12 protein-coding genes and 4 tRNA genes are annotated in these 14,721 nt (G+C 59.6%); 3 read left to right on the top strand and 13 right to left on the bottom strand.

The window, feature by feature from the left end:
• Positions 1 to 2 precede the first annotated feature (2 nt).
• The 12 genes from AB4P94_RS16805 to uvrB all read right to left on the bottom strand — a co-directional run bounded on the left by AB4P94_RS16805 (position 3) and on the right by uvrB (position 10,261).
• Positions 3 to 923 carry a hypothetical protein gene (locus tag AB4P94_RS16805; RefSeq protein WP_395606517.1) on the bottom strand — a complete coding sequence of 307 codons (921 nt, stop codon included), beginning with the start codon at positions 921 to 923 and terminating at the stop codon, positions 3 to 5.
• Between the two features lie 121 nt (positions 924 to 1,044).
• Positions 1,045 to 2,457 carry a hypothetical protein gene (locus AB4P94_RS16800; RefSeq protein WP_395606516.1) on the bottom strand — a complete coding sequence of 471 codons (1,413 nt, stop codon included), beginning with the start codon at positions 2,455 to 2,457 and terminating at the stop codon, positions 1,045 to 1,047.
• A 381-nt stretch (positions 2,458 to 2,838) separates the two neighbouring features.
• A complete protein-coding gene (locus AB4P94_RS16795) occupies positions 2,839 to 3,804 on the bottom strand; it encodes a tRNA dihydrouridine synthase (protein WP_395606515.1) in 966 nt (321 codons plus the stop codon).
• Positions 3,805 to 3,859: 55 nt separating this feature from the next.
• Entirely contained in the window at positions 3,860 to 4,294 is a 435-nt protein-coding gene (locus tag AB4P94_RS16790) for an acyl-CoA thioesterase (protein ID WP_395606514.1), read from the bottom strand.
• A gap of 40 nt (positions 4,295 to 4,334) precedes the next feature.
• Entirely contained in the window at positions 4,335 to 5,168 is an 834-nt protein-coding gene (locus AB4P94_RS16785; protein ID WP_395606513.1) for an alpha/beta fold hydrolase, read from the bottom strand.
• A 15-nt stretch (positions 5,169 to 5,183) separates the two neighbouring features.
• Positions 5,184 to 5,723, bottom strand: a complete 540-nt coding sequence (locus AB4P94_RS16780) for a TetR/AcrR family transcriptional regulator (protein WP_395606512.1) — start codon at positions 5,721 to 5,723, stop codon at positions 5,184 to 5,186.
• Positions 5,724 to 5,904: 181 nt separating this feature from the next.
• Positions 5,905 to 5,980, bottom strand: a tRNA-Glu gene (locus tag AB4P94_RS16775).
• 78 nt (positions 5,981 to 6,058) lie between these two features.
• Positions 6,059 to 6,134: transfer RNA gene (locus AB4P94_RS16770), tRNA-Ala, on the bottom strand.
• Between the two features lie 50 nt (positions 6,135 to 6,184).
• Positions 6,185 to 6,260 (bottom strand) — tRNA-Glu (locus tag AB4P94_RS16765).
• Between the two features lie 78 nt (positions 6,261 to 6,338).
• Positions 6,339 to 6,414: transfer RNA gene (locus AB4P94_RS16760), tRNA-Ala, on the bottom strand.
• A 147-nt stretch (positions 6,415 to 6,561) separates the two neighbouring features.
• A complete protein-coding gene (gene gltX, locus AB4P94_RS16755; protein ID WP_395606511.1) occupies positions 6,562 to 8,043 on the bottom strand; it encodes a glutamate--tRNA ligase in 1,482 nt (493 codons plus the stop codon).
• A 202-nt stretch (positions 8,044 to 8,245) separates the two neighbouring features.
• A complete protein-coding gene (gene uvrB, locus AB4P94_RS16750) occupies positions 8,246 to 10,261 on the bottom strand; it encodes an excinuclease ABC subunit UvrB (protein ID WP_395606510.1) in 2,016 nt (671 codons plus the stop codon).
• A 343-nt stretch (positions 10,262 to 10,604) separates the two neighbouring features.
• Between uvrB and AB4P94_RS16745 the strand changes: the two genes are divergently transcribed.
• Together AB4P94_RS16745 and AB4P94_RS16740 are read left to right on the top strand one after the other, a co-directional pair.
• Positions 10,605 to 11,801, top strand: coding sequence for an amino acid aminotransferase (locus AB4P94_RS16745; RefSeq protein WP_395606509.1), 1,197 nt, complete (start codon positions 10,605 to 10,607; stop codon positions 11,799 to 11,801).
• A 298-nt stretch (positions 11,802 to 12,099) separates the two neighbouring features.
• Positions 12,100 to 12,309 (top strand): hypothetical protein, encoded by a 210-nt coding sequence (locus AB4P94_RS16740; protein WP_159958220.1) that lies wholly within the window; start codon positions 12,100 to 12,102, stop codon positions 12,307 to 12,309.
• 39 nt (positions 12,310 to 12,348) lie between these two features.
• Here AB4P94_RS16740 and AB4P94_RS16735 read toward each other — a convergent pair whose 3' ends face one another.
• Positions 12,349 to 13,221 carry a LysR family transcriptional regulator gene (locus AB4P94_RS16735; RefSeq protein ID WP_395606508.1) on the bottom strand — a complete coding sequence of 291 codons (873 nt, stop codon included), beginning with the start codon at positions 13,219 to 13,221 and terminating at the stop codon, positions 12,349 to 12,351.
• Between the two features lie 104 nt (positions 13,222 to 13,325).
• On the opposite strand from AB4P94_RS16735, the gene AB4P94_RS16730 reads away from it, so the two are divergent.
• Positions 13,326 to 14,708, top strand: a complete 1,383-nt coding sequence (locus AB4P94_RS16730; RefSeq protein ID WP_395606507.1) for an aldehyde dehydrogenase family protein — start codon at positions 13,326 to 13,328, stop codon at positions 14,706 to 14,708.
• Positions 14,709 to 14,721: the final 13 nt, after the last annotated feature.

Here is a 14,721-nt window from a genome sequence, read left to right as displayed (position 1 = left end):
TATCACATCAAGGCAATCGCATCGCCATACAACGGCGCACTACCCGGCTTGCCCCACTGCTCTTCGATGCCATTAATCACCGCAACCGAATGGCCACTCCGGTTACAAATACCGACCTGGCCACTGGCGAGGTCCCCGGCCCTGACGGTGCGCATATGCTGACGCAAACCCAAGCGCTCCAGCCCCTCCCCTGGCCCGAACTCATCTTCCTTATCGTTCAAGCTGCGCATTGCTGCCTGAAAACTCCTGCCAGCCGTTCCGTCGTTATTTTCGATTTGCGCACGCTTCACGCTCACGGCATAAAGAAAATGCGCGTCCTTGAGCATCTCTCTATCACGCCCTAAAAAATTTGACCCCCACTCGGCTTGCCTCAATTCATGCTCACTCAGCGTAAGCGTAAAATTGTCGCGCATGACCACTCGGTAACCGTCCTCCGTTTTGGTGACCTCTTTGTAAATATCCGTCGGGCTTTGTCCAAAACGATGCATGGCCGCCTTGATGGCCGATACCGTCACGCAGTTACCATCCGGGCCCTGGCGAAAGCCCCCCCAGATATCGTCCGGTTTTTCACCGTTGCGCTTCATCGACAAGGCCGTGATGTAACCCGCAGGGGGTTTATCGGTAAAGATCGACTCCGGCACCGGCGATACCTCAACAGCCGCTTCAGTCTGCGGCCGTACAGTGGCAGGCTCTCGATTGGAACTGCCCCCTATCAGACTGGCAAACGCATCAAACAGCGAGGTGAACAGTGCCTGTATTGTGGAAAACACGCTGAAGCGATCAACCGAACCCAATGAGCCTCTCATCTCGTTTGCGGTTTGAACTTGCCTTTCAGTATGACGCCTGTCTGAAACAGCACTGCACTGCGATGTGTTGCGATTGCCTTGGATGTCCGCCACCGAAGGCGTTTCATAGATATCCACTCTGCGAACATTAATGACCGAGCAACAACGCATATCCCCTCCCTCGGCAAATACTTCTCCAGGCTCAACACCCCCGAAGAAGTATTTACTCTGCTAAAAAATTTTAAACGCAGCCGCCTTGTCAGGCGCCGAAGTTTGACACCCTGTTAGAGCGCCAATCCCGGAATTCAAATTGATCGGCGGCAGGGCCCGGGCTTGTCAGGTCAGTTTTTTTTTCAGTCTTAGTTTCAGCTTTAGTTTTATTATTGGCGTCATCGACTACCGCCCCAGCAATCACTTCACGTTGGGTGCCTGGTGTATTTTCAGTTGTGATATTCGGGTTCACCACCGTCCCGGATGTTGTTACAGCTTCGTGCTTGTGACCTGGCTCCGTTTCAGTCGTGGGGGTCGGGTTCAGTACCAGCCCGGAGGTCGTTGCAGCATCATGCTTGTGACCTGGCTCCGTTTCAGTCGTGGGGGTCGGCTTCACCGCCAGCCCGGAGGTGGTTGCAGCATCATGCTTGTGACCTGGCTCCGTTTCAGTCGTGGGGGTCGGGCTCAGTACCAGCCCGGAGGTCGTTGCAGCGTCATTCTTCTGACCTGGCACCGCTTCAGTCGTAACGTTCCGACTCAACACCGGTATTGGTTTCGGTGTAGTTTCATGCTTGTTATGCGGGGTCGTTACAGTCGTAACCTCAATGCCAGGGTCAGAAGATATAACGCTAACCTTCGGCAGCCCCTTTGACTTCCCGCCACTCTCCAGCGACGCCTCCGGGCAGTAGCAGTGATCAATGTTTACGTTCAAATGTACGTTAGCCTTGGCATCATTATTCACAACAACGTCTTGCCTGGGCGTCGCTGACAACATCTGGTCCAGACGCGGCCTTAGTGTGCTGCGCGGCGCTTGCGGCAGTTCAGTTGCTTCAGCATCTTGATCAGCGACAATGGCTGGCTTGGTTGCGAGCAAAGCCTTCGGCTCCGGCGACTGCTTCAGCGCATCGCGCACCAAGGCAGACATATCGCCGGCGTTGGCATCAAGGGTCGCATTGGCGTCAGGTTTGGTTGCAAGCAAGGCCTTCGGCACCGACTGTGGGTTCAGCGTGTCGCTTACCAGTGCAGATACATCAGTTGCCTTGGCATCAGAGGTAGCGTTGGCGTCGTGCTTCGTCGCCTGCGGAGCCACGGGTTCCAGTTGTTTCATGAGCGCTTGCGCCTTCACCGCTGGCAGATCGTTTACCGCGGGGCTCAACGGTTGCTTGCCTTCCGCCAATTTGGCAGCCGGCACGTCAGCTTTATCATCGGGCAACACCTCGGCCTTCGATTGCTTGCCGACGAACATTTGCCGAAGTGCCTTGAAGACAAGTTCCAACATATCGAACAACTTATTCAACGCATTTGAATCAACTGTTGTATCCCCCTGTAGAGTAGTGAGTACATCCTGAACAGGCTTGTTGTTGGCGGCGGGCAAGTTCAACTGAGCCTGCGCTTGCGACGGTTGATCAAGATGAGCACTGTCAACGTTAACGAACGCAGGAGTATTTATCGACATAGACATAGCCAAGTTCCTTATTCAGTAAAAGGCGGCTCTATTAACGAGCCAGCAGAGAGACACGAAAAACTTGAAGGCAATCGACGTTGCTATCAAGTCCCAAGTTCGTGGACTTTTACCTCGCCGAGTTCCAAGAATCGCTTTTCATATAAGGAAACCAAAATGAATCTTGGGATTTTTCCTAGCGCCTTCTTGACCCCGAACCCTTTACGCAGGCTGTTCGAGAGTTACAGCCTTGACATACGCGCTAATAAACCGTGACAGACGCAATTTAATGACACCATTGACCAACAACCACAGCCCACAATTATGTTAGTGCTGCCATAGAAAAGGCGCCCATGGCGCCTTTTAATAAATGTATCTTTTATAAAGATAAACTGGGTATGTCTACATTGCCGAAACGCCTGGGTGATTCATACCCAGCAAACGGCTGACCTGTTGCAGGTCCGTTTCGCGACGCAACGCCGTAAACAGCTCCACCGCCTCCGGGTAGTTGCGCGTCAACATCGCCAGCCACTGCTTCAAACGGCCGGGCGCCTGGCGCTCCGTCAACTGCGCTACTGATTGGGTCCAGAACTCCCGCAACATGGACTGCATCTGTGCCCAGGTCATTGGCACTACCTCTTCACCTGCCTTTGCCGCCACGATTTGCCGCGCCAGGTCAGGCCGTGCCACCAGGCCTCGGCCCAGCATGATGTCTTCGGCGCCGCTGACTTCGCGGCAACGCTTCCAGTCTTCGACACTCCAGATATCACCATTGGCGAACACCGGGACCTTGACCACATCCTGCACGCGCGGGATCCACTCCCAGTGGGCCGGCGGCTTGTAGCCATCGGTTTTGGTCCGCGCGTGCACCACGATATGCGCCGCACCGCCTTCGGCCAGGGCCGTGGCGCATACCAGCGCGCCATCAGGGCTGTCGAAGCCCAGGCGCATCTTGGCGGTGACCGGGATATGCGCCGGCACCGCGCGACGCACGTGCTCGACGATCTGGTTGAGCAGCTCCGGCTCCTTGAGCAATACCGCGCCGCCCCGGGACTTGTTGACGGTCTTGGCTGGGCAGCCGAAGTTGAGATCGATCACCTGCGACCCCAGCTCGCAGGCCAGCGCGGCGTTTTCCGCCAGGCACACCGGGTCGGAACCGAGCAACTGCACGCGCAGCGGTACGCCGGCTGCGGTGTGGGCACCGTGCAACAGTTCCGGGGCGAGTTTATGGAAATAGGCAGGCGTGAGCAGGCGGTCGTTGACGCGGATAAACTCGGTCACACACCAATCAATACCCCCCACGTGGGTCAACACGTCCCGCAGGATGTTGTCGACCAACCCCTCCATGGGCGCCAAAGCAATTTGCATGGAAAACACTCAACAAAAATCGTGGCGCAGTTTACTGGGTTTCCCGCAGAAACCGTTAACCCCCCGTCAGTGCAGGGCCATAACCGTCGAGAAATTCGGCAGGCATGCGCTTGGGCTTGCCGGTGGAGAGTTCAATGCAGACAAACGTGGTGTGTGCACGCAACAAGGTCGCACCGTCCCGGGGTCGAATCAGCTGAAAACGCCGCGTCATCTTCAAGCGCTGATCCCAATCGACAATCCAGGTAGCAAGCTGCAACTCATCGCCTTCGTAGCCAGCGGCCAGGTAGTCGATCTCGTGACGCACCACCGCCATGGCTCGGTCCAGCCGGCGATACTCGGTGAGGTCCAGCCCCAGGCGCTGGGAGTGGCGCCAGGCGCAGCGTTCCAGCCAGGACACGTACACCGCGTTATTGGCGTGCCCCAGGCCGTCGATATCTTCGGCGGCGACCTGCAGGTCGATGATAAACGGCGTTGCCAAATCCCAGCCCATGCCTTGCTCCAGTCGATTAATGTCGGCGGGGGGCAGTGTATCAGGCGGTTTGCCGCTCCAGTGAGCGACGGCCAGCCAGCAGCGCCAGTACGCCGTCGATCACACGGGGATCGGCCAATACTTTCTGGTGGCCACCCTGCTCCAGGCGCAGCAGGCGGCTGTCGAACCAAGCCTCGTGAATCGCTTGAGCGGCCCTGACCGGCACGAAAGTATCGTCTTCGGCATGCACGATCAGCCCCGGGATATTCATCTGGTAGTGCGCGACGTCCAGATGCTTGAGCGGCATGCCGAAGGTTAATTCTACTTCCTGAATGAACGCCGAGCGCGCGCGCGGCGGCAGGCCCACCATGCGGGTAAAACCGCGTAACACATCAAGGAAGCGTGACGGCGCAGCAATGCTGACCAATGTTTCGGTACGCAACCCCAATTGCACGGCCAGCATCGCACTGGCGCCACCCATTGAGTGACCTATAACCCCATGCAGCGGCGGCAACTCATTGGCCGCCTCCAGCATGGCGCGAGCAAACAGCAACACATGCGCCTCACGCCCCGGCGAACGGCCATGGGCAGGGCCATCCAGGGCAATCACCGAATAGCCATTATCCACCAACGCGGTAATCAGGCTGGCGAACTGCGTCGGGCGCCCTTCCCAGCCGTGCATCAACAGAACGGCAGGCCCCTGCCCCCAGCGCAACGCCGACAAACCAAAGCGCAGGGTGACGCGCTCCGATTGCGCCAGGAGCGGCAGCTCCCAATCACGCGGCGGCAGATTGCGCGGCGTCATGAAGGTGCGGCGCAGTTTGCTGGCCACTGTGTGCGGCGCGAGACGGCCGACGGTGCCATTGAAGCCACGGATCCAGGTTAATGCGCCCATGATGCGACTCCTTTTTCAACGCACCGCCGATTTGGCTGCGCGCAATACGCGGTCGGACAACTCGCCAGGGCCCAGGGCCCGCGCCAGGGCCAGGCCACCGATCATCAATGCCATGTCGGCCAGCGCTTTGTCAGTGTCCTCAGGGCTCGCGGCCAATTGGGCAGCCATCAGCTCGACGTGCTCGTTCAACGCCTCGCGAAACACATCAGGCAAACGGCTCATTTCCCCAACGGTCGCCGGGATCGGACAGGCCTGGGCGGTCGAATCGCGGTGTTTGCGCGACAGGTAAAAGGCCGCCACCAGGCTTCTGCGCTCTTCGCCAGTCAGTTGCGCGTCCATGTCGTCAATCGACGCGCGACGCCTGGCCAGCAGCTGGGTGAAGGCCTCCAGCATCAGCGCATCCTTACTTTCAAAGTGCGCGTAGAAGCCGCCGACCGTAAGCCCTGCGGCGCCCATGACTTCACCGACGCTCGGCTCGGCCGGGCCGCGCTGGACCAACGCGGCGCTGGCAGCCTGCAGAATGCGTTCGCGGGTTTGCGCTTTTTTATCGCTCATCACAGCCTCCGTTTTTCATGGGTTGAATATTATTACCATAATAATATTTGACAAGCGACAGGCATGACCGCTGGTCAGAGCAAAAACAGGAAATGAGGAGAGAATTGGCCAAACGCCAGACAAACAAAAGGGCCATTCAATAATTGAATGACCCTTAAAAATCCCGCAGAGCGGGTAATCGTGGCGTCCCCTAGGGGACTCGAACCCCTGTTACCGCCGTGAAAGGGCGGTGTCCTAGGCCACTAGACGAAGGGGACACAAACCTTCTATACACTGATCAGCGCTGAGAACTGATCGATTCAAGGACGGTGTGGCCAGACCTTGAACCTGTAAATTGGTGGAGCTAAACGGGATCGAACCGTTGACCTCTTGCATGCCATGCAAGCGCTCTCCCAGCTGAGCTATAGCCCCGGATTTTTCGTCTCGCGACGCAGCAGGCCTTTCGAACTACTTGTTGAAACTGGCGTCCCCTAGGGGACTCGAACCCCTGTTACCGCCGTGAAAGGGCGGTGTCCTAGGCCACTAGACGAAGGGGACAAAACCTTCTGTACAACTAATCAGTGCTGAGAACTGATCGATTCAAGGACGGTGTGGCCAGACCTTGAACCTGTAAATTGGTGGAGCTAAACGGGATCGAACCGTTGACCTCTTGCATGCCATGCAAGCGCTCTCCCAGCTGAGCTATAGCCCCTCATCGGTGAGGACGGGGCGAATCTTAATGGCGGTTTGGAAGTGTGTCAAATTTATTTTCAACAATTTCCAAAGTTTTTTGCCGGGATAACAATCACTTACCGGCGAAACCCCGGAAAACCGGGGTTTCGCCGTTACAACCGCTTATTCAGGCGATGGCGCCCAACAGCTTTTCCCACTCTTTGTTTTCTTTCTTCGACACACCACCAAGCAAATCAAGGGCTTGGCGCAGACGGAAACGCGTGAGGTCCGGGCCGAGAATTTCCATCGCATCGAGTACCGACACCGAACTGGCCTGCCCGGTGATCGCGGCAAACATCAGCGGCATGGCATCACGCAACTTCAATTCCAGGGACTCCACCACCGCCTGAATCGTCGCAGTGATCGCATCCTTCTCCCACTGGCGCAGGCTTTCGAGCTTCCACAGGATCAATTGCATCAACTGGCGAACCTGATCGCCCGAGAGTTTCTTGGACTCAAACAGCTTGGCATCCGGGTTCACGCCCCCGGCAAAGAAGAAGCTGGCCAGTGGTGCAACCTGGCTGAACGTCTCCACCCTGCCCTGCACCAGCGGCGCGATCTTCATCATGTACTCGGGGTTCAACGCCCACTGCTGCACACGGCTGGCGAATTCTTCCACCGGCAGGTCACGCAGCCATTGGCCGTTGAGCCACGACAGCTTCTCGATATCGAAGATCGGTCCGCCCAGCGAGACACGGGACAGGTCGAAGTGGTCGACCATTTCCTGCAGCGAGAACTTCTCGCGCTCGTCCGGCATCGACCAGCCCATGCGGCCCAGGTAGTTGAGCATCGCTTCAGGCATGAAGCCCATGCGCTCGTAGAAGGTTACCGAGGTCGGGTTCTTGCGCTTGGACAGCTTGCTCTTGTCCGGGTTACGCAGCAGCGGCATGTAGCACAGCTGCGGCTGTTCCCAGCCGAAGTATTCGTACAGCAGGATCAGTTTCGGCGCCGACGGCAGCCACTCTTCGCCACGCAGTACGTGAGTGATGCCCATCAGGTGGTCGTCGACCACGTTGGCCAGGAAGTATGTCGGCAGGCCATCGGTCTTCATCAGCACCTGCATGTCCATGCGGTCCCACGGAATTTCGACGTCACCGCGCAGCATGTCCGGGACCACGCACACGCCTTCGCTCGGGACCTTCATGCGGATGACATGAGGTTCGCCGGCGGCCAGGCGTGCGGCCACTTCTTCCTTCGACAGCAACAGCGCACGGCCGTCGTAGCGCGGGGTTTCGCCGCGGGCCTGTTGCTCGGCGCGCATCTGGTCGAGTTCTTCTGCGGTGCAGAAACACGGGAACGCATGCCCCATGTCGACCAGTTGCTGGGTGTACTGCTTGTAGATGTCGCTGCGCTCGCTCTGGCGATACGGGCCGTGCGGCCCACCCACGTCGGGGCCTTCCGCCCAGGTAATGCCCAACCAGCGCAAGGCATCGAAAATCTGCTGTTCCGACTCGCGAGTCGAACGCAGTTGATCGGTATCTTCGATCCGCAGGATGAATTCACCGCCGTGCTGCTTGGCAAAGCAGTAGTTGAACAGGGCGATGTAGGCAGTGCCGACGTGGGGATCGCCGGTAGGCGATGGCGCAATGCGCGTGCGGACGGTGGTCATGGCAGGTCTCGAATGGGCGATAAAACTGAAAATTGAAACAAGGGGCGAATGGTAACATCAGCACGGGGGATTCTGGCAGACCGAGGCGCCTGCATTCGCGAGCAAGCCCGCTCCCACAGGTTGACCGCATTCATTCAGTTGAAATGCGGTCAACCTGTGGGAGCGGGCTTGCTCGCGAAGGCGTCAGCTCAGTCACTACAGATCAAACAGCCAAAAGACGCTCGCGCAATTTGCCAATCTCATCCCGCGTCTGCGCCGCCGCCTCGAACTCCAGGTCCCGCGCCAACTGGTACATTTTCTCTTCCAGTTGCCGGATACGTTTGGTGATCTCACTCGGCGAGCGCAGTTCGTTCTCGTACTTGGCGCTTTCTTCGGCGGCCTTGGCCATGCCCTTGCGCTTTTTGCTGCGCGAGCCTGGTACGGTGGCGCCTTCCATGATGTCGGCGACGTCCTTGAATACACCTTTGGGGGTAATGCCGTTTTCCAGGTTGAAGGCTATCTGCTTGTCGCGACGACGCTGCGTCTCGCCAATCGCCCGCTCCATGGAGCCGGTGATACGGTCCGCGTAGAGAATCGCGCGGCCATTGAGGTTACGCGCCGCTCGGCCGATGGTCTGGATCAGCGAACGCTCGGAGCGCAAAAAGCCCTCCTTGTCCGCGTCCAGAATCGCCACCAGCGACACTTCCGGCATGTCCAGGCCTTCGCGCAGCAGGTTGATGCCCACCAGTACGTCAAAGGTGCCCAGGCGCAGGTCACGGATGATTTCCACGCGTTCCACGGTGTCGATGTCCGAGTGCAGGTACCGCACGCGCACGCCGTGGTCGGCCAGGTAGTCAGTCAAGTCTTCGGACATGCGCTTGGTCAGCGTCGTCACCAGCACCCGCTCTTCGAGGGCGACGCGCTTGGTGATTTCCGACAGCAGGTCGTCGACCTGGGTCAGCGCCGGGCGAATTTCGATTTCCGGGTCCACCAGGCCGGTCGGGCGCACCAACTGCTCAACCACGCGCCCTGCATGCTCGGCTTCGTAATTACCCGGCGTGGCCGAGACAAAAATGGTCTGCGGGCTGATGCCTTCGAACTCGTCGAAGCGCATCGGCCGGTTATCCAGCGCCGACGGCAGGCGGAACCCGTACTCCACCAGCGTTTCTTTACGCGAGCGGTCACCTTTGTACATCGCGCCGACCTGCGGCACGCTGACGTGGGACTCGTCGATCACCAGCAGCGCGTCGTCCGGCAAGTAGTCAAACAGCGTCGGCGGCGCCTGCCCGGATTCGCGACCTGAGAGGTAGCGCGAGTAGTTTTCGATGCCGTTGCAGTAGCCCAACTCCAGGATCATCTCCAGGTCGAAGCGCGTGCGCTGCTCCAAACGCTGGGCTTCCACCAGTTTGTTATTGGCGCGCAGGTAATCCAGGCGCTCGACCAACTCGCCCTTGATGCCCTCGATGGCACCCATCAGGGTTTCACGCGGGGTCACATAGTGGCTTTTTGGATAGAACGTGAAGCGTGGCAGCTTGCGGATCACCTCGCCGGTCAACGGGTCGAACGCCGACAGGCTCTCCACTTCGTCATCGAACAGCTCAATGCGGATGGCTTCGAGGTCGGATTCGGCCGGGTAGATGTCAATCACATCGCCGCGCACGCGGAAGGTGGCGCGGGCAAAATCCATATCGTTGCGGGTGTACTGCAAACTCGTCAGACGGCGCAGCAGCTCGCGCTGGTCGAGTTTGTCGCCCCGATCCACATGCAGCACCATCTTCAAATAGGCTTCCGGGCTGCCCAGGCCGTAGATGCATGACACCGTGGTGACAATGATCGCGTCCTTGCGCTCCAGCAGCGCCTTGGTCGCCGACAAGCGCATCTGCTCGATGTGGTCGTTGATCGACGCATCCTTCTCGATAAAGGTATCGGAGGATGGCACGTAGGCCTCGGGCTGGTAGTAGTCGTAGTAGGAAACGAAGTACTCCACCGCGTTGTTCGGGAAGAACGCCTTGAACTCGCCATAGAGCTGCGCGGCCAGGGTTTTGTTCGGCGCCAGCACCAGCGTCGGGCGATTGGTCTGCGCAATCACGTTGGCGATGCTGAAGGTTTTGCCTGAACCGGTCACCCCGAGCAACGTCTGGTGCGCGAGGCCGGCATCGATGCCTTCGACCAGCAAGCGAATGGCTTCGGGTTGATCGCCGGCGGGTTCAAAGCGGGTGACGAGCTGGAAATCCGACATTACGTACCTCTTTCAAGTCACCCCGGATGGAACCGCACCAGGACGAAAAAAGCTCAGCGACCCGCGAATTGTCTTCGCAGGTTGCAGGAAAAAACCATGATAGCTGTAGAAGTGGTGCCGAATGTGACGGGTTTCAAGGCCATCGTTTTTCCCGCTGCCACAGATCAACATTGCAATAAGACTAACGGTCAGCAAATAAACCGAAAAACTTGGTCGAAAAGCCGTTTCTGTGGTCGCCCTCGGCGTTGAGGGCCTCTATACTAGCTCCCCGTTTGTGCACCGCTCTAGTGCATTCGGCTGGAGCGCGACACGTCCCTCCTATCCCCCATAGAGCTGCCGCAAAATGAGCCTGTTTTCCGCTGTCGAGTTGGCACCACGCGATCCAATCCTGGGCCTCAACGAAGCATTCAACGCCGACACACGAACCACCAAGGTCAACCTTGGCGTGGGCGTTTACTGCAACGAGGAGGGGAAGATTCCACTCTTGCGTGCCGTTGCCGAAGCGGAAGCCATTCGTGTGGCGCAACACGCCGCCCGTGGCTACTTGCCGATCGACGGTATTGCCGCCTACGACAAAGCCGTGCAAACCCTGCTGTTCGGGGCTGAGTCGCCACTGCTGGCTGCCGGCCGCGTCACCACCGTACAAGCGGTCGGCGGCACCGGCGCGCTGAAAATCGGCGCTGACTTCCTCAAGCAACTGCTGCCGGATGCCGTCGTCGCCATCAGCGACCCGAGCTGGGAAAACCACCGCGCCCTGTTCGAAACCGCCGGTTTCCCGGTGCAGAACTACCGCTACTACGACGCGGCCACCCACGACGTGAACCGCGCCGGCCTGCTCGAAGACCTCAACGCCCTGCCGCCACAGTCCATCGTGGTGCTGCACGCCTGCTGCCACAACCCGACCGGCGTCGACCTGAGCCCGGCCGACTGGCAAAACGTGCTGGACGTGGTCAAGGCGAAAAACCTGGTGCCGTTCCTCGACATGGCGTACCAGGGCTTCGGCGACGGCATCCACGAAGACGCCGCTGCGGTGCGCCTGTTCGCTGAGTCGGGCCTGACCTTCTTTGTCTCCAGCTCGTTCTCCAAATCGTTCTCGCTGTACGGCGAACGCGTGGGCGCACTGTCCATCGTTGGCGAGTCCAAGGAAGAAAGCGCGCGCATCCTGTCCCAGGTCAAGCGCGTGATCCGCACCAACTACTCCAACCCGCCTACCCACGGCGCGGCGATTGTGGCAGCAGTGCTGAACACCCCTGAGCTGCGCGCCCAGTGGGAAGCCGAACTGGCCGAAATGCGCCTGCGCATCCGCGGCATGCGCGAGCAAATGGTCGCCACCCTGGCCAAGGCAGCCCCGGGCCAGGACTTCAGCTTCGTCGGCCGTCAGCGCGGGATGTTTTCCTACTCCGGCCTGACCGTTGAACAAGTCACCCGCCTGCGCACCGAGTTCGGCATCTACGCGCTGGACACCGGGCGTATCTGCGTGGCGGCGCTGAACCAGTCCAACATTGGTGCAGTCACCGAAGCCATCGTTAAGGTGTTGTAAGCCTCAGCGGTTGTGAAAAGGGGAAGCCAATGGCTTCCCCTTTTTTATACTGATGCTCCCCTGTTTCCTGTGGCGAGCGAGCTCGCGCTGGGCTGCGCAGCGGCCCCAAAACCTGCGACGGTGAACTTACTGGACGACCGCGGTGCCTGAACAAGGGGCCGCTACGCGCCCCAGCGCGAGCAAGCTCGCTCGCCACAACAAACTCGCTCGCTGCATAAAGCTGGCCGCAAAAAGATCGCTGCGACGTGCGCCCAAGCCCTAAACTGAACCCCGACTGCCCCTTTGCCGTGAGAGCCTTATGAGAAACGACGACCTGGACCTGCGCGCCGACCGCGACGAGTTGCATGACTTCACCCCGCGCGCCCCGCAAGCCAAGCGCCAGAAGAGCCTGGTGTTGCAAGTGGCCCTTGGCGTATTCCTCGGCGGCCTGGCGCTGTGGCTGGTGCAATTGGGCGCGACGGCCATCATGGCCAAACTGGCGATGGGCACCTTCCAGTTCGGCGGCTGATGAAGATCAAAAATGTGGGAGCTGGCTCCCACATTGGATTCAGGTTGCGACCAGATTGCGCTCCTCCAGCAGCTTTACGAAGCTGTTGAGACTCTGCGACACCGTGCCCCGCCGCCAGATCAGCCAGGTATGCAGAATGCGGAAGTTGTCCGTCAGTGGCCACACACTCACCGCCGCATACCCCGGCATGCTCTCCAGCATGCTGCGTGGCATCAGCGCCAGCCCGGCGCCGGCGCTGACGCAGGCAAGCATGCCGTGGTAGGACTCAATCTCGAAAATCTTGCCCGGCACCGCGCCATCTTGTGAAAACCAGCGCTCCAAGTGATGGCGGTACGAGCAGTTGGAACGAAAGGTATAGATGCTTTCCCCGTTCACGTCCTGCCCCCGGGTGATCGGCGCGTGATGCAGCGGCGCGATCACCACCATTTCCTCCTCAAACACCGCCACCCCTTCCAGCGTGGCATGCAGCACCGGCCCATCGACAAACGCCGCCGCCAGCCGCCCGGACAGCACGCCCTCGATCATCGTGCCCGACGGCCCGGTGCTCAGGTCCAGCTCGACCTTGGCGTGCTTCTGGTTATACGCCGCCAGCAGCGACGGAATGCGTACCGCCGCCGTGCTTTCCAACGAGCCCAGAGCGAAGGCACCCTGAGGCTCCTCCCCCGCCACCGTCGCGCGGGCTTCCTGCACCAAATCAAGAATGCGCCGCGCATAGCCGAGGAAATTCCACCCCGCCGGTGACAGCCGCAGGCGGCTTTTCTCGCGGATAAACAATTCCACGCCCAGGTCCTGCTCCAATTGTTTGATACGGGTGGTCAGGTTCGACGGCACCCGATGAATCAACTGCGCGGCGGCGCTGATGCTGCCTTGCTCGGCAACGGCCTTGAAAATTTCCAGCTGCACCAAGTCCAAATCATTCTCCAATCGTGAACGTATTGCTTAATATTATTCAGTTTCCAGAAAAGAGATAGCCCCGTACGCTGAACGCAACTTAAATCACTGCGCAGGACGGTGCCATGAACGCGACTACCCACGCTCTCTCGATCAACCCGGCTAATGGCGAAACCGTCGGCAGCTACCCGTACGAAACCGATTCGCAACTGGAGGCCGCCCTCAACCGCGCCACCGCTGCCTTCCGTACCTGGCGCCGCCAACCGGTGAGCCAACGCGCAGAACTGCTGATGGCCCTGGCCGCCGCCCTGCGTGAACAAGCCGAAGACATGGCGCAAATGATCACCCTGGAAATGGGCAAACCCATCGCCCAGGCCCGCGCCGAAATCGAAAAATGTGCGCAACTGAGCGAGTGGTACGCCACTCACGGCCCAGCCATGCTCGCCCCGGAACCGACCCTGGTGGACAACGGCACCGCCCACATCGAATACCGCCCGCTGGGCCCGATCCTCGCCGTCATGCCGTGGAACTTCCCGGTGTGGCAAGTGCTGCGCGGCGCCGTGCCAACCCTGCTCGCCGGCAATACCTACGTGCTCAAACACGCACCGAACGTAATGGGCAGCGCCTACCTGATCCAGCAAGCGTTCCACAAAGCAGGCTTTGCCGAAGGCGTGTTTGAAGTGATCAACGTGACCACTGACGGCGTGTCCAAAGCCATCGCCGACCCACGCATCGCCGCCGTGACCCTGACCGGCAGCGTGCGCGCCGGCATCGCCATCGGCTCTCAGGCCGGCGCCGCGCTGAAAAAATGCGTGCTGGAACTGGGCGGCTCCGATCCGTTCATTGTGCTCAACGACGCCGACCTCGACGCCGCCGTGCAGGCCGCGCTGATCGGCCGTTTCCAGAACAGTGGCCAAGTCTGCGCCGCCGCCAAGCGCTTGATCATCGAAGCCGGCGTGGCCGAAGCCTTCACCGCTAAATTCCTCGAAGCCAGCCGCGCGCTGGTGATGGGCGACCCGACGTCGACAAGCACCTACGTCGGCCCGATGGCACGCTTCGACTTGCGTGACGAACTGCACGGCCAGGTCCAGGCCACCCTGGAAGAAGGCGCGATCTTGCTACTGGGCGGCAACAAAGTGCCAGGCGCGGGCAACTATTACGAGCCGACCGTGCTGGCCGGCGTGACCGACCAGATGACCTCGTTCAAACAGGAACTGTTCGGCCCGGTGGCGTCGATCATCACCGCCCGTGACGCCGACCATGCTGTGGCCTTGGCCAACGACAGCGAGTTCGGCCTGACCGCGAGCATCTTCACCACGGATTCTGCGAAGGCGCGTGATATTGCAAACCAACTGGAAACCGGCGGGATCTTCGTCAACGCGTTCAGCGTGTCGGACCCTCGGGTGGCATTCGGTGGTGTGAAGAAGAGTGGCTTTGGGCGGGAATTGTCGCACTTCGGCGTGCGGGAATTCTGCAATGCGCAGACGGTGTGGCTGGATCGCAAATAACGTCAAACCTGCT

Source organism: Pseudomonas sp. B22129, assembly GCF_044218875.1.
In the GTDB taxonomy this organism is placed as follows: domain Bacteria; phylum Pseudomonadota; class Gammaproteobacteria; order Pseudomonadales; family Pseudomonadaceae; genus Aquipseudomonas.
Note: the sequence above shows the minus strand (reverse complement) of the source record. Positions and strands in the feature narration are given on the sequence as shown.

What these genes read in the sequence shown, in the direction of transcription:
- AB4P94_RS16800 (WP_395606516.1), bottom strand. Translation starts at nt 2,457, where the DNA reads ATGTCTATGTCGATAAATACTCCTGCGTTCGTTAACGTTGACAGTGCT.
- AB4P94_RS16795 (WP_395606515.1), bottom strand. Translation starts at nt 3,804, where the DNA reads ATGCAAATTGCTTTGGCGCCCATGGAGGGGTTGGTCGACAACATCCTG.
- AB4P94_RS16790 (WP_395606514.1), bottom strand. Translation starts at nt 4,294, where the DNA reads ATGGGCTGGGATTTGGCAACGCCGTTTATCATCGACCTGCAGGTCGCC.
- AB4P94_RS16785 (WP_395606513.1), bottom strand. Translation starts at nt 5,168, where the DNA reads ATGGGCGCATTAACCTGGATCCGTGGCTTCAATGGCACCGTCGGCCGT.
- AB4P94_RS16780 (WP_395606512.1), bottom strand. Translation starts at nt 5,723, where the DNA reads ATGAGCGATAAAAAAGCGCAAACCCGCGAACGCATTCTGCAGGCTGCC.
- gltX (WP_395606511.1), bottom strand. Translation starts at nt 8,043, where the DNA reads ATGACCACCGTCCGCACGCGCATTGCGCCATCGCCTACCGGCGATCCC.
- uvrB (WP_395606510.1), bottom strand. Translation starts at nt 10,261, where the DNA reads ATGTCGGATTTCCAGCTCGTCACCCGCTTTGAACCCGCCGGCGATCAA.
- AB4P94_RS16745 (WP_395606509.1), top strand. Translation starts at nt 10,605, where the DNA reads ATGAGCCTGTTTTCCGCTGTCGAGTTGGCACCACGCGATCCAATCCTG.
- AB4P94_RS16740 (WP_159958220.1), top strand. Translation starts at nt 12,100, where the DNA reads ATGAGAAACGACGACCTGGACCTGCGCGCCGACCGCGACGAGTTGCAT.
- AB4P94_RS16730 (WP_395606507.1), top strand. Translation starts at nt 13,326, where the DNA reads ATGAACGCGACTACCCACGCTCTCTCGATCAACCCGGCTAATGGCGAA.